The 20,556-nt window shown below is 71.7% G+C and carries 13 protein-coding genes and 1 pseudogene; 2 read left to right on the forward strand and 12 right to left on the reverse strand.

The features are described from left to right. Positions 1-95 precede the first annotated feature (95 nt). From ACIBSW_RS39430 to ACIBSW_RS39465, 8 genes and pseudogenes are all read right to left on the reverse strand, one after another. On the reverse strand, positions 96-1,373 hold the full coding sequence (locus tag ACIBSW_RS39430) for a DUF1501 domain-containing protein (protein WP_354721920.1): 1,278 nt from the start codon (positions 1,371-1,373) through the stop codon (positions 96-98). A 5-nt stretch (positions 1,374-1,378) separates the two neighbouring features. Continuing rightward, the gene (locus ACIBSW_RS39435; protein WP_354721921.1) at positions 1,379-2,929 is read right to left on the reverse strand and encodes a DUF1800 domain-containing protein; all 1,551 of its coding nucleotides are present in this window, start codon (positions 2,927-2,929) and stop codon (positions 1,379-1,381) included. A gap of 138 nt (positions 2,930-3,067) precedes the next feature. Next, positions 3,068-4,486: pseudogene (locus ACIBSW_RS39440) on the reverse strand (UDP-glucose dehydrogenase family protein); the annotation flags it as partial. A gap of 1 nt (position 4,487) precedes the next feature. Continuing rightward, on the reverse strand, positions 4,488-6,020 hold the full coding sequence (locus ACIBSW_RS39445; protein ID WP_354721922.1) for a glycosyltransferase family 39 protein: 1,533 nt from the start codon (positions 6,018-6,020) through the stop codon (positions 4,488-4,490). A 13-nt stretch (positions 6,021-6,033) separates the two neighbouring features. Further along, positions 6,034-8,151, reverse strand: coding sequence for an acyltransferase family protein (locus ACIBSW_RS39450; protein ID WP_354721923.1), 2,118 nt, complete (start codon positions 8,149-8,151; stop codon positions 6,034-6,036). Continuing rightward, the gene (locus ACIBSW_RS39455; protein ID WP_354721924.1) at positions 8,148-9,722 is read right to left on the reverse strand and encodes a cellulose synthase catalytic subunit; all 1,575 of its coding nucleotides are present in this window, start codon (positions 9,720-9,722) and stop codon (positions 8,148-8,150) included. The genes ACIBSW_RS39450 and ACIBSW_RS39455 overlap by 4 nt, the downstream gene beginning before the upstream one ends. Before the next feature lie 380 nt (positions 9,723-10,102). Then, positions 10,103-11,434, reverse strand: coding sequence for a histidine--tRNA ligase (hisS, locus tag ACIBSW_RS39460; protein ID WP_354730551.1), 1,332 nt, complete (start codon positions 11,432-11,434; stop codon positions 10,103-10,105). 27 nt (positions 11,435-11,461) lie between these two features. Beyond that, positions 11,462-12,160, reverse strand: coding sequence for an MBL fold metallo-hydrolase (locus ACIBSW_RS39465; RefSeq protein ID WP_354730549.1), 699 nt, complete (start codon positions 12,158-12,160; stop codon positions 11,462-11,464). Positions 12,161-12,325: 165 nt separating this feature from the next. Here ACIBSW_RS39465 and ACIBSW_RS39470 point away from each other — a divergent pair, with 165 nt between their 5' ends. Then, positions 12,326-13,213 (forward strand): peptidylprolyl isomerase, encoded by an 888-nt coding sequence (locus ACIBSW_RS39470; RefSeq protein ID WP_354730547.1) that lies wholly within the window; start codon positions 12,326-12,328, stop codon positions 13,211-13,213. Between the two features lie 65 nt (positions 13,214-13,278). Beyond that, the gene (locus tag ACIBSW_RS39475) at positions 13,279-14,109 is read left to right on the forward strand and encodes a peptidylprolyl isomerase (protein ID WP_354730545.1); all 831 of its coding nucleotides are present in this window, start codon (positions 13,279-13,281) and stop codon (positions 14,107-14,109) included. A gap of 68 nt (positions 14,110-14,177) precedes the next feature. Here the strand turns inward: ACIBSW_RS39475 and ACIBSW_RS39480 are convergent, their stop codons facing one another. The 4 genes from ACIBSW_RS39480 to secD form a co-directional block, all read right to left on the reverse strand. Further along, complete coding sequence (locus tag ACIBSW_RS39480; protein WP_354730543.1) at positions 14,178-16,613, reverse strand: bifunctional (p)ppGpp synthetase/guanosine-3',5'-bis(diphosphate) 3'-pyrophosphohydrolase; 2,436 nt, start codon at positions 16,611-16,613, stop codon at positions 14,178-14,180. Positions 16,614-16,746: 133 nt separating this feature from the next. Continuing rightward, a complete protein-coding gene (locus ACIBSW_RS39485; protein WP_354730541.1) occupies positions 16,747-17,307 on the reverse strand; it encodes an adenine phosphoribosyltransferase in 561 nt (186 codons plus the stop codon). Positions 17,308-17,378: 71 nt separating this feature from the next. Continuing rightward, positions 17,379-18,551 (reverse strand): protein translocase subunit SecF, encoded by a 1,173-nt coding sequence (secF, locus tag ACIBSW_RS39490; RefSeq protein ID WP_354730154.1) that lies wholly within the window; start codon positions 18,549-18,551, stop codon positions 17,379-17,381. Between the two features lies 1 nt (position 18,552). Beyond that, positions 18,553-20,445 (reverse strand): protein translocase subunit SecD, encoded by a 1,893-nt coding sequence (gene secD / locus ACIBSW_RS39495; protein WP_354730172.1) that lies wholly within the window; start codon positions 20,443-20,445, stop codon positions 18,553-18,555. Positions 20,446-20,556: the final 111 nt, after the last annotated feature.

The following is a 20,556-nucleotide window of genomic DNA, read 5'->3' on the forward strand; positions in this document are numbered from 1 at the left end:
TCGCCCGCGGGATGGTGCCCCGAAAGTTAGGAACGCGGCGTTTCACGGAACGTGTCGGCACATGTCCAATGCGTTAACGACGCCCCACAGCCACCTCAACGGCGCCGCACGATCCCGGACGTGGTCGTCCGTACGTCCGGGAACACCGCGCGGGTGTTCGCCAGGCCGCAGCGTTCGCGCAGGATCTCGGCGATGACTGCCCGGTAGTCCGTGGTCACGGCGAGGTCGCCGTCGACGAGCCGGCGCTCGTCCAGCCCGGGCCAGCGACCGTGCACCTTGCCGCCGACCACGCCGCCGCCGAGCAGCAGCATCGCGTTGCCGTACCCGTGGTCGAGGCCGCCGGAGCCGTTCTCGCGTACCCGCCGGCCGAACTCGCTGACCGTCACCAGGGTGACCCGGTTCATCCCGGCGGGACCGAGGTCGGCGGCGAACGCGGCGAGCGCCGCGGCCAGCTTGGCCAGCTTGTCGTGCATCCGCTTGCCGGTGACGGCCGCGCCGAGGTTCTCGTGCATGTCCCAGTCGCCGGAGTCGACGCAGGCGGACATCAGCCCGGCGTTCCCCTTGATCAGCCGGGCGACGTCGCGCAGCGCCCGGCCGAGGGTGTCGTCCGGGTAGGACGCCCCGTTGGCCGGCTGGTACGGCCGGGCCGCCAGCGCCTTGGCCGTCGCCAGGGAGCCGGTCACCTGCCGGGCGGGCGCGCTCAGCACGGTCGGCGCGCCGGCGTACAGCTTGGCCAGGGTGGCCGCCATCGGCTGGTTCTCCTGGTCACCGTAGAGCGCGAAGTCGTCGATCGACTTCATCCCCAGGGCGGGAGCCGGTCCGGCCAGCGCCCGCGACGGCATCATGCCGCCGACCGAGACGCCGTTGAAGGGGCTCGTCGCGCCGAGGCCGCCGAGCATCCGGTCGAGCCAGCCGGTGCGCAGGCTCGAGCCGGGCGCGGCCCGCTCCAGGTTCTCCATCGCGGAGAAGTGCGAGCGGTTCGGCGCGGGCTGGCCGGCGGCCTGAATCGCGCCGAACGTGCCGGCCTTCCAGTACGGCAGCAGCGGCGCGAGCGCCGGGTGCAGGCCGAAGCGGGTGTCGCCGCCGATGAGCTGGGCCTTCGGCACGGCGATGCCGGGCCGGGCCGCGTAGTAGGCCGGGTCGCCGGCGGGCACGATGGCCGACAGTCCGTCGAATCCGCCGCGCAGCGAGAGCACCACCAGCACGTCCCCGCCGTACTTGCCGGCGGCGAAGGCGAGCTGGGTGGAGAGCAGGTCACCGGCGAGGCCGCCGAGCGCGCCCGCGGCGCCCGCGGCGGCGACGCTGCCCAGGACCCGGCGACGCGACATCGTCGTACGCCGGTCGTCCGCGCAGCCGTCGCTCAAGTCGGGCATTGAGGTCACCTCGCCGCAAAGTAGGGTGAGTCTAACATCAGGGCCACGAGCTGGGAAAACTTCCAGCCGACGGCGGCGTCCGCGGGTCCGAGCGCCGACCCGGGCGCCTTGCCGAAGTAGGCCGTCAGCGCCGCCGTGTGCGCCGCCGGCAGGGTGCGCCCGAACAGCCGCCGGGCGAGCGCGTCGACCAGGGCGCCGTAGGTGGCGGGCAGCTTGCCGACCAGCGCCGTGGCCAGGTTCCGCGGGCGCTGGAGCTCCTTCGGCCGGTACCCCGCGACGATGTGCAGGTGCGCGTTCCACCGGGCCAGCATCCCGCCCGGCGACGCCCAGGCCTCGGCGACGTCCGGGTACCCGTTCGGTGGCGCCCAGCCCATCGGCGTCTGCCCCACCGAGTTGATCAGCCAGTAGAGCGACTCGATGCCCGCGGTGCCCGACGCGTCCGGCCCGTAGCCGACCGCGCGGACCGTCGCGACGATGTCCTCGTACGGGGTGCGGACCTTCTGGCCGGCGGACGCGCGGAACTCCGCCGAGGTGAACAGGGCACGCAGCACCGGGACGACGGCCGAGCGCTCGGCGAGGTAGACCTTGGCCAGCCTGGTGACCAGCGAGGCCGGCGGGGTGTCCGAGACGAACCGGACGGCGAGCTTGGTGGCGACGCGCTTGGCGGTCGCGGGATGCATCGCCAGGTGGTCCAGCAGCTGGAGCGCCGCCGCCTCCCCGTCGGCGGCCGTGTTGGCGTGCCGGAAGCCGAGGACCTGGACCGGGCCGGTGGCGTGCGCGTTGGTGCTGTACCGGTACCTGCCGGTGTCCCAGTCGACCGTCAGACCGGTCAGCAGCCGGGCGGCGTTCTTCACGTCGGACTCGGTGTAGCCCAGCCCGACGGTGTGCAGCTCGAGCAGCTCACGCCCGTAGTTCTCGTTCGGCGCCGTACGGGTGGAGAAGCGGTTGTCCAGGTAGGTGAGCATCGCCGGGTGCCGGGCGGCGGCCTTGAGCATGTCGGCGAAGCGGCCGAACGCGTGCTGGCGGATCACGGTCCGGTCGTAGTCGTGCCGGTTGTCCCAGACGTCGGCGGACGGGTTGGTGACGTTGAGGTGGTTGGACCAGAAGTCGACCATCACCTCGAACAGCTGCCGCTCGCTCCAGACGGCCCGGGCGGTGGTGGCGAAGCCCAGCTGGAGCATCGTGTCCCAGCCGTACTTCATGGTGCCCGTCCGGACCCCGGACCGGATCTCGTCGATGGACTGGCCGATCAGGGGGAAGCGGGACATCAGCGCGTCGCAGGCCGCGTCGGGGATGCCGGCCGGGCTCAGCTGCCGGTCGAGCCACTTCGTCACGCCGAGCCGGCGAATCTCGGCGACGGAGGCGGCTGTCGGCCCGTACGTGGCGCGGCGCAGCAGGTGCAGTCCGGCGTCCGCCGCGACGTAGTCGGAGACCTTGCCGGCGGTGGCGGCCTCGGCCGGCGCCGGACCGGCCGCGATCACGCCGGTGGCGGCGGCGCCGAGCGCGCCGCCGACCACGCCGCGGCGGCTGATCGAGGTCCTGCGAGGTTCCGTCACACAACCTGGATCGGCCGGACCTCTCCCCTGCCGCGCGCCGGCGCCGCTTGGCTACCCAGCCGCTACCGGGTGGGTTGCCGGCCGGGGCGTCGGCGGGCGGTACGCCGGGCCGGCGGCCCCGGCCTCCCCCGCCCGGCTGCCCATGCCGCGGTACTGCCAGCCGGCCGCCCGCCAGGCCGCGGCGTCGAGGCAGTTGCGGCCGTCGATCACCCGCCGGGCGGCGGCGAGCCGGCCGAGGTGTGCCGGGTCGGCGGTGCGGAACTCCGCCCACTCGGTCAGGACACAGACCAGTTCGGCGCCGCGTACCGCGTCGTCGAGGGACTCCTCGAAGATCAACTGCGGCTGCGCGCGGGCGGCGTTCGGCATGCCCTGCGGATCGTGTACGTGCACCCGCGCGCCGGCCCGGGCCAGGGCCGCCGCGATGGCGAGCGCGGGCGCGTCGCGTACGTCGTCGGAATGGGGTTTGAACGTCGCGCCGAGCACCGCGACGCGGGCGTCGTCGAAGCACGGGCCGACCGGGCCCGCCGGGCAGCCGAGCAGCTCGGCGGCGAGCTGGACCACCCGGCCGCGGCGGCGCTGGTTGATCAGATCGACCTCGTGCAGGAAGCGCAGCGCCTCGCCCGCCCCGAGCTCCTGCGCCCGGGCCTGGAACGCCCGGATGTCCTTGGGCAGGCAGCCGCCGCCGAAGCCGACCCCGGCGTGCAGGAAACGACTACCGATCCGCGGGTCGTAGCCGATCGCCCGGGCCAGCTGGGTGACGTCGCCGCCGGCCACCTCGCACACCTCCGCCATCGCGTTGATGAACGAGATCTTGGTGGCGAGGAACGCGTTCGCCGCCACCTTGACCAGCTCGGCGGTGGCGAAGTCGGTCACCACGACGGGCACCTCGCGGTCCTCGGTGACGGCCAGGTCGAAGATGCCGCCGTGCGCGGCGTACAGCATGGCGCCGGCCCAGTCGCTGCGGACGCCGACGACGACCCGGCTGGGCCGCAGCACGTCCTGGATCGCGAAGCCCTCCTGCAGGAACTCCGGCGACCAGGCCACCTCGACGCCCAGCGCCGCGTCCGCGTGCTTGTCCACCAGGCGTTCCACCCACTCCGCCGTGCCGACCGGCACCGTGGACTTGCCGACGATCAGCGCCTTGCGGCGCAGGCGGGCGGCGAGCCCGGTGACCGCCGACTCCACATGGGACAGATCGGCGCCCATCCCGCCGGCCCGCTGCGGGGTGCCGACACAGATGAAGTGGATGTCGCCGAAGTCGGCCGTCTCCTGGTACGAGGTGGTGAAGCGCAGCCGCCCGGCGGCGAGGTTGCGCTGCAGCAGCTCGTCGAGGCCAGGCTCGAAGAAGGGCACCACGCCGCCGGACAGGGCGGCGATCTTCGTGGCGTCGACGTCGAAGCCGAGGACCTCGTAGCCCAGCTCCGCGAAGCAGACCGCGTAGGTGGCGCCGAGGTATCCGGTGCCCAGGAAGGTCAGCCGCGGGCGCTGCTCGCCCGAGGGCGGCACCGGGGCGGCGACGCCCGGCAGGGATCCGCCCGGCGAATAGGGAATCGTCATGTCAGCTCACGTCCTTGCGGTTCAGCACGAAGATGCGGACGTGCTCGAACGTCCGGTACTCGCGCAGCGTGTACGCCGTCAGCAGGAAGCCCTGGATGGGACCCGGCATGCCGTTCATCGGGTCCAGGTGTGAGTCGGTCGGTGACACCAGCCAGATGCGCTTGGTCAGCCCGACGCAGAGGCCCGGATCGGCGCACTCCTGCGCACCGAACGTCCCGTTCTGCTGCGAGCTCCGCTCGACGAGCACGTCCCTGGGCAGGACCGACTCCCGGGTCTCGTAGTCGAAGGCCCGGCGGCCGTTGCGGGTGACGCCGGCGTAGACGATGCCGTCGCCGGGCGCGGCCGCGGCCAGCACCGCCTGCGCGGCGGCCCGGAAGTCGGGCTCGCCGTACACCGGGCTGTGCCGGGCGGCGCGCTGACCCGGCCCGCCGACCAGGAGCACCGCGGCGACCACCGCCAGCGCGCTCAGCGACATCGGGATCCGCGCGGGGAACCGGCCGGCGAACCGGACCAGCGTGAATCCGAGCGCGGCGGCCAGCAGCGTCCACGCCGGCACGGTGAAGAGCAGGTAGCGATGCAGGAACAGGTGCAGGATCGGGAAGGTGACGTAGCAGATGACGGGCGGGAACACCGCCCAGGAGAGCAGCAGGACGATCGCCCCCCGCCGCGCCGGCCAGAGCAGGATCGTCGCCAGCAGCGCCGCGGCGAGCACCACGACGGCGACCTGCCAGGAGCCGAAGAGCCGCTCCGGCAGGGTCATCACCGCCGTGGCGTCGGCCCTGATCCAGGAGATGACCGACGACTGGTCCGAGCCCTTGGCCGCCAGCGGCAGCGCCACCGTCACCGCGAGGCAGGCACCGGCGGTCCAGCGCAGCAGCCGCAGGTCGCCGCCGGTCCGGAACGCCCGCCACAGGAAGAAGGCGTGCGCCGGCAGGACCGTCAGGGTCACGATGTGCACCAGCCCGGCGACGATGACGCCAGCGCCGTACCAGTACCAGCGCCGCCAGGTCGGCCGCTCGATCGCCCGCAGCAGCAGCAGGGTGGCCAGCGTCGCGAAGCCGATCGCGAACGCGTACGGCCGGGCCTCCTGGCCGTAGCGGGTGGCCATCGGCAGCGCGGCCATGATCAGCCCGGCCGACAGGCCGGTACCGGTGTCGAACAGCCGGCGGCCCAGCGCGGCGGTCAGCGCCGCGGTGGCGGCCATCGCCAGCGCGGACGGCATCCGCAGGCTGGCCTCGGAGTCGCCGAACACGTCGATCCAGACGTGCAGCACCAGATAGTAGGGCGCGACCACGGCGTCCACGTTGTTCAGCAGCTTGGCCAGGTCGCGCAGGCCGAGGGTCGAGGCGTACCAGGTGGCGTACTCGTCGTTCCACATGCTGCGCGCGCCGATGCCGGCGAGCGACATGGTCAGCGCGAGCAGCGCCGGCGGCAGGCACAGCAGCACGGTGCTCGACCGGGACCAGCTCCGCCCGGCCCGGCGGGGCGCGACGATCTGCGGTGCCGGCGGGGACAGGACTTGCGCGGCGGTCATCGAGTCTCCTCGCTCATTGGGGGAGTTGCCGGTCCAGCAGGCCGCCTAGGCGACGCGAGAAGGCGGAGGTCAGGTGGCTGCCGTCGCGGTAGACGACGGTGTCGCCGATGACGGCCGGGCACACCGACGGCGTGCAGAACCAGGCGGTGGTGTCGACGACGGTGGCGCCGTGCACCTGCGTCATCGCCCGGACGATGCGCAGCCGGGCCGGGGACAGGGAGCTGTACACGTCCAGGTTGCAGCGGGTGATCTCCCGCCGGTGCTCCGCCAGGCAGCGCGGCACGTCGAAGCGGGCGACCGGGGTGTCCTGGATGACGACCGGCACCGCACCCGTACCCCGGATCCGCTCCACCGACTCGGCCCAGGCCTCGCCCCAGTCCTGGTCGACACCCGCGGTCCGGACGATGTCGAGCGGGCTGCCCTCGCGGTGCCGTCCGGAGAGGAGCACCATCGCCGGCCGCAGCTGCTTGATCCGGGCCAGCGCCCGCAGCCGCCACTGGTCACACTCGGTGTACGGCCCGGTGCCGTCGCCCCGGCTGATCGTGCCGAGCGCCGCGCCGCAGTCGGCCTTGGTGAAGACCACGATGCGCCAGCCCCGCTTGCGGGCCACCACGGTGAGGGCGTCGTACCACTGCTGGGCGTGCGAGTCACCGAACAGGACGACGACCTTGCGGCTGGTCGGCACGCCGAGCCGCTCGCAGCCCCGGCGCATGTTGTACGACACCAGCGTGACGGCCCGCGGCGCCAGGCATCCCCCGTCGTGCGGGACGCCGCGCACCCGGGACAGCGCCGGCCTCAGGTCGCCGGGCAGCACCCGGCGCCCGGCGTCGGCCCGGATGATCCGCTGCAGCTGCGCGACGGTGAAGTCGCCGGACGCGAGCACCTCGGCCGCGGTCGGCGCGGCAGCCGGCATCCGTACCGCCGGCACCGGCAGCTGGAGCGCGAGCAGCGCCAGGCCGGTGGTGGCGGCCGTCAGCACGCCGCCGAGGGCGAGCGCCCGCCCCGGGCGCGACCGCACGCCGTGGTACAGCCGGATCCGGTTCTCCACGGCCGCCGCCGACATCGCCGCCGGCACGAGGGCGACGACCACCAGGGCCACCCGGGCCGGCACCGACAACGGATGCCCCACCACGTACGGCGCCAGGACCAGCAGCGGCCAGTGCCACAGGTACCAGCTGAGGGAGACCCGGCCGAGCTCCTGGAGCGGCTTGAACCGCAGCAGCCGGCGCGCGCCCCAGGCGGGCCGGGCGCAGCCGCCGGCGATCACCAGGACCGTGCCCAGCACCGGCAGCGCCGCCGCGGGCCCGGGCCGGGCTCCCGGGTACGAGCAGAACGCGATCGCGCCCAGCCCCAGCCAGGTCAGGACGCCCGCCGGCCAGGGGCCGAGCCGGGCGAGACGGTGCGCGGCGACGGCGACGAGCGCGCCGAGGGCGAACTCCCAGGCCCGGGCCGGCAGCCCGTAGAACGCCATCGGGTCGTGCGCTGCCGCCTGCCGCAGGCACAGCTGCAGCGAGGCGGCCGCGCACGCCGTCAGCGCGACGGCGACCGCGATCGTGCTGGGCCGGCCCCGCCGGGCCCAGGCCAGCGAGACGACGAACAGGAGCACGGGCCAGACCAGGTAGAACTGCCCGATCAGGGCCAGCGCCCAGAAGTGCTGCAGCACCGACGGCTCGGCGGCGCTGCCGGCCTGCGTCGCCAGCCGCAGGTTCATGGTCGAGGTCGCGGCGGCGACCGCGTCCCAGGCGGTCGCCGGGCGGGCCGCCGGCGGCAGCCAGTGCCACGCCGCGGCGAGCGCGCCGAGCACGACCACGGTCGAGGCCGGCACCAGCCGCAACACCCGCCGGGCGTAGAACCGGCGCAGCGACAGCCGCCCGTCCTGATGCAGCCCGCGCAGCATGATGCCGGTGACGAGGAAGCCGGAGATCACGAAGAAGATGTCGGCGCCGGCCCGGCCGTCGAGGAAGCCGAGGCCGGCGTGGTAGCCGACCACCAGCAGGATCGCGACGGCACGCAGCCCCGCGACGTCGCGGCGGAACGCCGGCGGTGCCGGCGCGGCGCTCGGCGCGGCGGCGGGCGCGACCGCCTCCGCCGCGGTCAGGGAATCGGGCCTGCCGATCGTGGTGTGCGTCATGACGCCGTGTGCGGCGCGTAGAGACCGGTGCCGCGTGCCTCGGGTATCGGCCGCGGCGCCGGCGCGGGCCGGCGCTCGGGCGTCGCCCGGTTGCCCAGCAGCAGCGGGCCGACGAAGTACAGCATCGGGCCGGCGAACAGCACCGTCGCCCAGAGCTGCGCCAGGCCGTGGCTCCTGATGCTCACGACGATGCCGACCCAGGTCAGGATCTGCGCGGTGATGAGCCAGACCCGGAGCAGGCGCAGCACGCGGCGGGCGGTCGGCGTCCGCTTCGCGGCGCCGGTCGGCACCCAGGCGGCGGTCCGGCCGCGGAGGAAGTCGAACAGGGCCAGCGCGTGGCAGAAACCGATCAGCATCTGTACGCGGACGACGGCCGGCGACCACCGGTAGTCGGTGACCCGGGGCATCAGCGTCGACCACACGAAGATCGTGCCGATCAGCGGCAGGTAGTTGAGCGGGCGGATCTGATCCGGGAAGCACCACAGCATCAGGACGCCCGGCAGCTGACTCGCGAACGCCGCGACGGCCGTGGTGATGTAGTAGAGGAACCCGGTCCAGAAGCACAGCTTCTGCTTGACGCTCAGCGCCGAGCGGTGGAAGCCCGCGTCCGCCAGCAGGCTCATGCTGCCGGTGCACCACCGGTACTGCTGGTTGGCGAAGCCGTCGAAGTTGTCCGGGCACACGCCCTTGGCCAGGTTCACCGGCACGTAGCGGGTCCGGAAGCCGACCTTCGACAGGTTCACCCCGGTGTGCACGTCCTCGCTGTGGCCGATCTGGGCGAAGCCGCCGGCCTGCCGCAGCGCGCTGCGGCGGTAGACCGCGTTGGTGCCGACGCAGATGGCCGCGTCGACGGCGTCGCGGGCCGGCTGAATCCAGCGGTAGAACATCTCCTGGGTCGCGGCGGCGGAGCGTTGCAGCCAATTGAAGTGGTCCTGCTGGACGTCGAAGAATTGCGGCGACTGGACGATGCCGACCGCCGGATCGTCGAAGTACGGGGCCAGCTCGCGGACCATATCGGCGCGCGGCGCGAAATCGGCGTCGAAGACGTGAATGAGATCGCCGTCGGAGTTCTCGTATCCGTACCGCAGATTCCCGGCCTTCTTCAGCTCGCCGCGATTGGGGCGCGACAGATAGCGGAAGTCGAAGCGGGCGGCCAGCTCGGCGACCGATTCGCGGGCCGCGTCGTCGAGGACGTAGACGGTGAGCCGGCCGGGCCAGTCCAGGAGCGCCACATTGCGGAACGTGTTCTCCAGGATGGCCATCGGCTCGCCCGCGGACGGCAGGAAGACGTCGACCGAGGGGTGCTTCTCCGGGCGGTACGCGGCCACCTTGGCGTCGTGCTCGGCCCGGGAGCCGCGGCGCTTGCGGGTGCTGGAGAGCAGGCTGATGAAGACGGCGACGACCTGCAGGGCGATGAGCTCGTAGAGCAGGCTGGTCCACGCCGAGTTCGCCGCCAGCCGGGACATCCCGTACATGACGCCCGCGAAGGCGCACAGGAACACGCAGAAGATCCAGCGCCCCTGCTTGCCGTAGTAGAGGTACTTCTCTGTATTGGTCGGGGGTAGCGGCACGTAATCCACCACTGTCCGCGCGGGAGTGGCGACTCGAGAGTCCGCCCCGCGCCGTATCTGTGCGACTGCCACCGGTGAGGCCTTCCAAATGAGTGGACGTATCCGGGGGAAGCGAGAAATCAGCCGCGGCGGCACACCGGTGGCGCGATACCCGCCGGACGGCCTTCCGCATCGGGCCGGCGCAGGAAGCGGCCCGGAATCTCTATCCCATAAAGCACGTACCTGACATTAAGCACACACGGCGGACTCTGGGTCGGTAACGGGACAGAAAGCGTTCCCTCGGACCAATTTCTTCCGGATGGTAGAAATCAGGGCGCGCAAAGAGCGGTGGACGGCCCGCGAATGCGGGCCGTCCACCGACGGTCAGAACTGGTGCGGGGTCAGGCCTCGGAGATCAGCGGGCGCAGGTCCGCGGCCGGCGCCTGCCAGGTGGCGGCGTCCGCCTCCACCTGCTCGCCCGAGCGGATGTCCTTGATCGTGTCCGGCTCGCCGTCCGTACCCGGGAACCAGACGTACGGGATGCCGCGCCGCTCGGCGAAGCGGATCTGCTTGCCGAACTTCGCCGCCGACGGCGCCACCTCGGTGCTGATGCCGCGGCGGCGCAGTGCCTGCGCGACCCGGTCGCAGGCCGGGCGCAGCTCCTCGGCCGGCAGCGCCACCACGACGCAGGTCGGCACGCTGCGCGAGACGCCCAGGGCGTTGCGGCCGAAGAGCAGGCCGAGCATCCGGGTCACCCCGATCGAGATGCCGACGCCCGGGAAGCGCTCGTTGCCCGAGGTCGCCAGGTTCTCGTAGCGGCCGCCGGAGCAGATCGAGCCGAACCGCTCGTAGCCCCGCATCTGGGTCTCGTAGACCGTGCCGGTGTAGTAGTCCAGCCCGCGGGCGATCTTCAGCTCCGCCCGGACCAGGCCGGGCGCGTACTCGGTCGCCGCGTCGACGACGCCGGCCAGCTCCGCCAGGCCCTCGTCCAGCAGGGGGTTGTCGACGCCGAGGGCGCGGACCGCGTCGACGAACGACGTGTCCCCGGTCGAGATCTCCGCCAGCTTCAGGCACGCGGCCGCCTGCGCATCCGTCGCCCCGGCGGTCTCCACCAACAGAGCCGCAACCTTGTCCGGGCCGATCTTGTCGAGCTTGTCGATCGTCCGCAGCACCTGGTCGGGATCCGTCAGGCCGAGGCCGCGGTAGAAGCCCTCGCAGACCTTGCGGTTGTTCACCTGGATCGTCACCGGCGGGATGGGCAGCGACGCCAGGGCGTCCCCGATCACCAGCGGCATCTCGGTGTCGTAGTGGAACGGCAGGTTGTCGCGGTCGACGACGTCGATGTCGGCCTGCATGAACTCGCGGTAGCGGCCCTCCTGCGGGCGCTCGCCGCGCCAGACCTTCTGGATCTGGTAGCGCCGGAACGGGAACTGCAGCCGGCCGGAGTTCTCCAGCACGAACCGGGCGAACGGCACGGTCAGGTCGAAGTGCAGGCCGAGCGAGTCGTCGCTCTGCGCGCCGGGGTCCTCCTGCAGGCGGCGCAGGACGTAGACCTCCTTGGAGGTCTCGCCCTTGCGCAGCAGCTGGTCGAGCGGCTCGACCGCCCGGGTGTCCAGCGGCGCGAAGCCGTAGAGCTCGAAGGTCGCGCGGATCCGCTCGATGACGTTCTGCTCGATCATCCGCTGCGCGGGCAGCCACTCCGGGAAGCCGGAGATGGGCGTGGGCTTACTCATGGTGCTGTTCTCCTCGCCGGGAAAGTCTCAGAGGCCCCGGCCGGGCGCGGCGGTCAGTTCCCGCAGGTACGGGTTCACCACGCGCTCGCGGCCGATGGTGGTTTCGGGTCCGTGACCGGGCAGCACGACGGTGTCGTCGGCCAGCGGCAGGATCTTGTCCCGCAGGCTGGTCATCATCGTGTCCGTGTTGCCGCCCGGCAGGTCGGTGCGCCCGATGGAGCCGGCGAAGAGCACGTCACCGGAGAGGCAGATCTGCTCCGCCTCCCACGGGGAGCCCGCGCCGGGCAGCCGGAAGAGCACCGACCCGCCGGTATGGCCGGGCGCGTGGTCGACGACGACCTCCAGGCCCGCGAGAGCCAGCGTCATGCCGTCGGTCAGCTCGGCGACGTCGTCGGGCTCGGTGTACGGCAGCCGCCCGCCGAACAGCGAGCTCAGGTCCATGCTCAGCGCCTTGGCCGGGTCGGCGAGCATCTCCCGGTCGGCCGGGTGCACATACGCGGTGATCCCGCGGGCGCCGCAGACGGGCGCGACCGAGAAGGTGTGGTCGAGGTGCCCGTGCGTCAGCAGGACCGCGGCCGGGTGCAGGCGGTGCTTGGCCAGCACCTCGTCGAGGCGATCGAGCACCCCGATGCCCGGGTCGACCACCAGGCACTGCTCGCCGGGGCCCGCGGCCACCACGTAACAGTTGGTGCCGAAGGCATCGGCCGGAAAGCCGGTGACGAGCACTCCGCACCCCTCTCTAGCGGTCCGTCTTCGCCCGCAAGCCTAGTGGGACGCACGGTACACACCGTGACGGAACCTCGCACACCACATTCCCAGCGGGTACCCGTACACTCTTGCGGGCGTGTGGCGTGGCGCACCGGACAAGAGTTTAAGGAAGGGGAGCGCTCCGTGGCTTCCAGCAAGGACAGGGCGCGGAAACTGGCGCGGGAGAAGCTCGACCGGCAGCTGGCTCGCCGGGCGGGCAAGCAGCGCCGGCGTCGGCAGATCCAGGCCGGGATCGGTGCCGCCGTGGCGCTCCTGTTGATCGTGGGTGGTGTGGCGTGGCTGGGCGGTGCGTTCGACGACGAGCCCGTCGACACCACCGCCATCGATCAGTGCCTGTGGACCCCGCAGAACACCACGGCGAACCCGGAGCTCAAGGACGTGGGCCAGCCCCCGACCACCGGCCTCCCGGAGACCGGCACCCGGCCGATGACGATCACCACGGACAAGGGCGAGCCGATCGTGGTCAGCCTGGACCTGGCGAACGCGACCTGCAATTCCGCGAACCTGGCCTACCTGGCGGGGAAGCAGTTCTACGACAACACGACCTGCCACGAGATCACCGCCGAGGGCGCGATCCGCTGCGGCGACCCCAGCGGCACGGGTCAGGGCGGGCCGTCGTACACGGTCTACAACGAGAACATGCCGGTGGCTCCCACCCCCGAGCCGAGCGCCTCCGCGGGCGCCGCCGCCGCGAAGCCGGCCACGCCGCTGTACCCCAAGGGCACCGTGGCGATGATCGGCAATCCGCCCGGCGCCAACGGCAGCCAGTTCCTGATCTTCTTCAAGGACTTCACCCCGAAGGCGGAGCCGCAGTACCCGATCGTCGGCACGGTCACCGGCGGCATGGCGACCGTCACCAAACTCGGCAAGATCGCCACCGTGGCGAACAGCGCGGGTGACAAGGTCACTCCGAAGGACAAGATCACAGTTCAGAGCGTCACCGTCGGCGAGCCCAGTGCCGAGCCCGCCGTCGTCCCGTCGGCCGCCCCCTCGGCGTCCCGCCAGTCCTGATTTCACCCGATCAGACCCGTCCCGACATAACCCCTCACCGCACCGAGGCATACAGGAGGAACACCGTGTCGTCGATCAAGGACCGGCAGCGCGCGGCGGCGCGGGCCCGGCTGGAGAAGGAGATGGCCGAGCGCGCGGCGGCCGCGCGCAAGCGCCGGCAGCGTCAGGCCATTATCGGCTCGGCTCTGGGGGTCCTCGTGATCGCCGGCGCGGCCCTCTGGATCGTCACCGTGCTGGGCGACGATGACAAGAAGGACACCAACACCGCCGCGGCACCCCCCGCCGGCACCGTCGCGTGTACCTGGATCCCGGAGGACGGCAGCAGCGGGGCCAAGGTCAAGGACGTCGGCACTCCCCCGCCGAACGTGCCGAACGTCGGCAAGGCCACGCTGACCATGGAGACCAACCTCGGCACGATCGTCGCCGACGTCGACCAGTCCAAGGCGCCCTGCACCGCCGGCGCGTTCACCCACCTGGCGAGCAAGCAGTTCTGGAACGACACCAAGTGCCACCGCCTCACCACCGAGGGCATCAAGGTGCTGCAGTGCGGCGACCCGACCGCGACCGGCAAGGGCTGGCGCCAGAGCGACGGCTCCGGCGGCCCCAGCTTCCGCTACGCGGAGGAGAACCTGCCGGTCAACGCCAAGCCGCCGTACCCGAAGGGCACCATCGCGATGGCGAAGACCAGCGCGCCCAGCAGCACGGGCAGCCAGTTCTTCATCGTCTACGAGGACACCGAGCTGTCTCCCGACTACACCGTCCTCGGCACGGTCACCAAGGGCATGGACGTCGTCGAGGCGGTCGCCAAGGCCGGCAGCGACAACTCCAACGGGCAGGGCGACGGCCACCCCAAGAAGGAGATCGTCATCAAGCAGCTGACGATGGCCGGCGCCTGATCACAGGCACCTGAAAGAAGGGCGGGCCGAATTCGGCCCGCCCTTCTTTCGTGCGTCGTGCTCGTGCCTCAGGCTCCCGAGGTCACCCGGTAGGCGTCGAAGACACCGTCCACCTTGCGCACCGCGGCGACGAGGTGGCCCAGGTGTTTCGGGTCGGCCATCTCGAAGGTGAAGCGGCTGACCGCCACCCGGTCGCGGGTGGTGGTGACCGTCGCGGAGAGGATGTTGACCCGCTCCTCGGAGAGCACCCGGGTCACGTCGGCGAGCAGCTTGTGCCGGTCGAGCGCCTCCACCTGGATGGCGACCAGGAACGTCGACGCGGACGTCGGCTTCCAGCTGACCTCGACGACCCGCTCGCTCTGCTCCCGCAGGTCCTCCGCGTTCGCGCAGTCCTCCCGGTGCACGCTGACGCCGCCGGAGCGGGTCACGAAGCCGAAGACGGCGTCGCCGGGCACCGGGGTGCAGCAGCGGGCGAGCTTCACCCAGACGTCGCTGACGTCCTTGACCACGACGCCGGGGTCCTGCGCCGTGCTGCGGTTGCGCGGCGGCCGGGTCGCGACGGCGGTCTCGGCGATGTCCTCGACCGCGCCCTCCTCGCCGCCGAACCCGGCGACGAGCTTCTGCACGACCGACTGTGCGGAGACCGCGCTCTCGCCGACCGCCGCGTACAGCGAGGCGACGTCGGCCAGGTGCAGGTCGCGGGCGATGGTGGTCAGGTTGTCGCTCGTCAGCATGCGCTGCAGGGGCAGGCCCTGCTTGCGCATCGCCTTGACGATCGCCTCCTTGCCGTCCTCGATCGCTTCCTCGCGGCGCTCCTTGTTGAAGTACTGCCGGATCTTGGTGCGGGCGCGGGGGCTCTTGACGAAGCCCAGCCAGTCCTGGGTCGGGCCGGCCGTGGCGGACTTCGAGGTGAATATCTCGATGACGTCGCCGTTGGACAACGTGGACTCGAGCGGCACCAGCTTGCCGTTCACCCGGGCGCCGATGGTCTTGTGGCCGACCTCGGTGTGCACCGCGTAGGCGAAGTCGACCGGCGTCGAGCCGGTCGGCAGCGGGATGACGTCGCCCTTGGGGGTGAAGACGTACACCTCCTGGCTGGACAGGTCGAAGCGCAGCGCGTCCAGGAACTCACTCGGGTCGCTCGCCTCGCGCTGCCAGTCCAGCAGCTGCCGCAGCCACGTCATCTCGTCGATGTGCGCGGGTGGGCCGACGATCGTCGCGCCCTTCTGCTCCTTGTACTTCCAGTGCGCGGCGATGCCGAACTCCGCCGTCCGGTGCATCGCGAACGTCCGGATCTGCATCTCGACCGGCTTGCCGGACGGGCCGATGACCGTCGTGTGCAACGACTGGTACATGTTGAACTTCGGCATCGCGATGTAGTCCTTGAACCGGCCCGGCACCGGCTGCCAGTTCGCGTGGATGACGCCGAGCGCGGCGTAGCAGTCGCGGACCGTGTCGACCAGGATGCGCACGCCCACCAGGTCGTAGATGTCGTTGAAGTCGCGGCCCCGGACGATCATCTTCTGGTAGATGGAATACAGGTGCTTCGGGCGGCCGGTGGTCTCCGCCTTGATCTTCGCCGACTTGAGGTCGAGTTGAACCCGCTGGGTCACCTGGCGCAGCAGCGCCTCACGCTGCGGCTGGTGCTCGCCGATCAGGCGGTTGATCTCCTCGAACCGCTTCGGGAACAGCGTGCCGAAGGCCAGGTCCTCGAGCTCCCACTTGATCGTGTTCATGCCGAGGCGGTGTGCCAGCGGCGCGAGGATCTCCAGCGTCTCCTTGGCCTTCTGCTCCTGCTTGGGCCGCGGCAGGAAGGTCAGGGTCCGCATGTTGTGCAGCCGGTCGGCCAGCTTGATGACCAGCACCCGGGGGTCCTTGGCCATCGCGACGACCATCTTGCGGATCGTCTCGGCCTTGGCCGCGTCGCCGAGCTTGACCCGGTCGAGCTTGGTCACGCCGTCGACCAGCAGCGCGACCTCTCCACCGAAGTCGGCCCGCATCTGCTCGAGCCCGTAGTCGGTGTCCTCGATCGTGTCGTGCAGCAGGGCGGCCACCAGCGTCGTGGTGTCCATGCCCAGGTTCGCCAGGATCGTGGCGACCGCGAGCGGGTGGGTGATGTACGGGTCGCCCGACTTGCGGTACTGCCCCGAGTGCCAGCGCGCGGCCACGTCGAAGGCGCGCTGCAGCGCCCGGCCGTCGGCCTTGGGGTGGCTCGCCCGGTGCGTCGCGATCAGGGGCTCGAGGACCTCGCTGACCTGGGTGCTCTGCCAGGGCGCGTTGAAGCGCGCCAGCCGGGCCCGGACCCGGCGCCCTGTCGGCGCGCTGGCCAGGCCGAAGCCGCTGCTGGGCTCGTCCGTCGGGGAGAGCGGCTGGGTGGTCTCGATGTCGTGCGTCTCCCCGGCGGCCGACGGCTCGGGCCGGGGGGCCTTGGCCGCCTGCTCCGAGGCGCTTTCGCCGGTCGGTTGCACCGTGCCCTCCGCCTGCGGGGCGACGTCGCTGGACACCGGCCTCCTCACACCATCGCCTGGGACCGCTGGGGTCCTCACCTGGTTGAAAACGTCATCCTACCCGCCCCCACTACCCGCATGGCCCGGCCCGAACCTCCGAAAGAGTGCCGCCGTAAGGGGCGTAAAAGCATCAAACGGTCAATAGCGTATGGACCGTACGCGGTGCCAGCCGCGCGCGCCCGTCCAGGAAGCTCAGCTCCATCAGCACCGTGAAACCGGCGACCGTGCCGCCGGCCCGCTCGACCAGGTCCAGCGCCGCGACGGCCGTGCCGCCGGTGGCCAGCACGTCGTCCACCACCAGCACCCGCTGACCCGCCACGAACGCGTCCTCGTGCACCTCCAGGGTCGCCTCGCCGTACTCCAGGGCGTACGAGACGGAGTGGGTGCGGCGGGGCAGCTTGCCGGCCTTGCGCACGGGCACGACGCCCTTGCCGGTGGCGTACGCGATCGCCGCCGCGACCACGAAGCCGCGCGCCTCGACGCCCGCGACGACGTCGAACGAGTCCGGGCCGTGGTAGGCGACGATCTCGTCGATGACCCGCCGGAAGACCTCACCGTCCGCGAAGAGCGGCATCAGGTCCTTGAACACGATGCCGGGCTTGGGGAAGTCGAGCACGTCGACCACCCGGCTCGCCACGAGCGCCGCCGCGTCCGGGCCGCTGTCTCCGCGTACCTCTTGAGTCTCAGTCACGCGCCACAGCCTAGACAGGCCGACGGCCCGCCACCGTGTGGGTGGCGGGCCGTCTGCGACGTTCTGGTGTGTCAGCGGCGCTTCTGGCCGCCGCTGGGGCGGTTGCCGGCGCCGCCGCGGGTGCCGCCGCCGCGCTTGGCGGCCGGCCGCGCACCGGGCCGCGGCGTGGAACCGGCCAGCGCCGGCGCCTCCTCGGCGTCGGAGCCGCCGGAGCGGGTCCGCTCGCCGCGGGCCACGTCGCCGGAGCGGGCCGCGGAACGCCGGGCCAGGACCCGGGCGTTGTGCGACTTGATCCGGGGCTCCTGGTTCTTGAGCACCACCAGCATCGGCGCCGCGAACAGGATCGAGGAGATGACGCCGAGGCCCATGCCGACGAAGAGCACCAGGCCGAGGTCCTTCAGCGAGCCGGCGCCGAGCAGGCCGGCGCCGATGAAGAGCAGGCCGCCGACCGGCAGGAGCGCGACCAGACCGGTGTTGATCGAGCGCATCAGCGTCTGGTTGACCGCCAGGTTCGTCGCCTCGGCGTACGTCTGCGTGGTGCCGCCGGTGATGCCGCGGGTGTTCTCCTGGACCTTGTCGAACACCACGACCACGTCGTAGAGCGAGAAGCCGAGGATGGTCAGGAAGCCGATCACGGTCGACGGCGTCACCTCGAAGCCGACGAGTGAGTACACGCCGGCCGTCAGCACCAGGTCGATCAGCAGCGACATGACCGCCGCGACCGCCATCCGCCACTCGAAGCGCACCACCAGGTAGCCGAGTACCAGCACCAGGAAGATGCCGAGGCCGAGCAGCGCCTGCTGGGTGACCTGGGTGCCCCAGGCCGCGGAGACCCGGTCGTCGCTGATGTCGTCCGGCGAGACCTTCAGGTCGGTGGCGACGGCGTTCTTGATCTCCGTCGACACCTCCTGGCTCAGCGCCGCCGTGCGGATGGTGTAGACCGCGTCGGGGCCGTTGCCGACCTGCTGGACCGGGCCGACGTTCGCCTCCTCGGCGACACCGGCGCTCTCCACCGCCCGGGCCATCGCGCTCTGCGCCTCGGCCTGGGTGCTCGTGCTCGCCGGGATCGCGAACTGCGTGCCGCCGGCGAACTCGATGCCGAGGTGGAAGCTCTTGATCGCGAAGCTGCCGATGGAGATCACCAGCAGCGCCGCGAAGATGGCGAACCACATCTTGCGCCGACCGACGATGTTCAGGTTCGCCTCGCCGAGATACAGGCGTTCGGCAAGACCCTTGCTGGCCATGTCAGGCCTCCTTGACATCGGTCGAGACACGCTGCTGCTGCTGCTTCATGGCGCGGCCTAGGCCGCTGACCCGCGGCGACATGAACGCCTTCGTGTTGGCGAACATCGTCATGATCGGATGCCGGAACAGGAACACCACGACGAGGTCGAGGATCGTCGACAGGCCCAGCGCGAACGCGAAGCCCTTGACCGCGCCGATCGACACGATGTAGAGCACCACCGCGGCCATGATCGTGATGGTGTTGGCGGAGATGATGGTACGCCGCGCGCGGACCCAGGCCCGCGGTACGGCGGCACGCGCGCTGCGCCCCTCGTGGATCTCGTCCTTGAGTCTCTCGAAGTAGATGACGAACGAGTCCGCCGCGACGCCGAGCGAGACGATGAAGCCGGCGATGCCCGCCAGGGTCAGGGTGAAGCCCGTGGTCCGGCCCAGCACCACCAGGGCGCCGAAGGTCAGCAGGCCGGACAGGAGCAGGCTCAGGAAGATGACCGAGCCGAGCAGGCGGTAGTAGAAGAACGCGTAGATCGCGACCAGGCCCATGCCGATCGCGGCGGCCAGCAGGCCGGCCTCGAGCTGCTTCTTGCCGAGCGTCGCCGAGACCGTCTTGGTCGCGGCGGCCTCGAACGTGACCGGCAGCGCGCCGTAGGTGATCTGGTCCGCGAGCTCCTTCGCGCTGGCCGCGTTGAACTGGCCGGTGATCTGCGACTGGCCGGTCAGCACGCCCTGGATCTCGGGGGCCGAGATGACCTCCTTGTCGAGCACGACCGCCACCAGGCAGTGCGTCGCGCCGGTCGACAGCGCCTGCGCCGCCGCGAGGCAGGGGTCGTCCGCGGCCGGCTGGAACGCCTCGCGGGTCAGCGCGGTCCACTTCTCCTGGCCCTCGGAGGTGAAGTCGAGGGAGACGACCCACTGGCCCGTCTGCGTGTCCAGCTGCGGGGTCGCGCTGTCGATGTCGGTGCCGACCACCTTCGCGACGTCGAGGAACATCTTGGCGCCGCTCTGGCAGGCGACCACCTGCTGGTCGACCGCGTCGATCGCGGCGTTGGGCCGCTTGTCGAGCTGCTCGCAGCTGATCGTCGGCACGTTGAACTGCATCTCCGGCGTGAGCGCGTTGACCTCGTCGCCGGTGAGCGTGCTGAACGGCTTGAACGGCAGGCCGGCGGTCGGGTCGGTCTGCAGGTCGACCGGCGCGGTCAGCTTCTCGGCCGCCGTCCAGGCCGCCGGGCCGACCTTCTTCTCGATGGCGGCGCGCTGCTGCTTCTTCGTCTCGTCGACCGGGACCGGCGCCGGTGCCGCGGAGGCGGACGGCTTCGGGGCCGGCGCGGACGCGCTGGCGCTCGGGCTCGGCGCGAGCTCGCCGCCGCCCTGGCCGCCGGCGCCGCCGGACGGCGACGGGGTGACCTTCGGGCCGGCGCTGGTGCTCGCCTTCGGCTTGGCGCTGGTGCTGGGGTTCGGCGCGGCGCTGGCGCTCGGCGCGGCCGACGGCGGGGTGACCGCGACCGCGGCGCTGTCGCCGGTCGCCTTGAGCACCTTGCGGAAGCGCATCTGCGCGGCCTGGCCGACGTTCTTCAGCTGGTCCTCGGCCTCGCCGGCGACGGAGACGACGATGTTGGAGTTGCCCTCGATGACCACCTCGGCCTCGGAGACGCCGAGCGCGTTGACCCGCTGGTCGATGATCTTGCGGGCCTCCTCCATGCTGCTGCGCGGCGGCGGCTGCCCGTTGCTCATCAGCGCCGCGACGTAGGTCGCCTGGGTGCCGCCGACGAGGTCGAGCCCGAGCTTGGGCTGCAGCCGGTCGGTGAAGCTGCCCGACGCGCCCGGCCCGAAGAAGACCAGCGAATAGAGGATGACGAAGAGGAGACCCAGCACGGCGAGCTGCCGCCCGGGATGCATCTGTCCCTGTGGTGGTCGTGCCACGACTGTCGATCTCCTCGTACTTTTCGGCCGGCGGGAGCGCGCGGCGCTGGGGATTGTGTGGGTCGGGCGGTCTTGAACCGGAAATGA

It is taken from the genome of Actinoplanes sp. NPDC049668 (assembly GCF_044465445.1).
Taxonomy (GTDB): domain Bacteria; phylum Actinomycetota; class Actinomycetes; order Mycobacteriales; family Micromonosporaceae; genus Actinoplanes.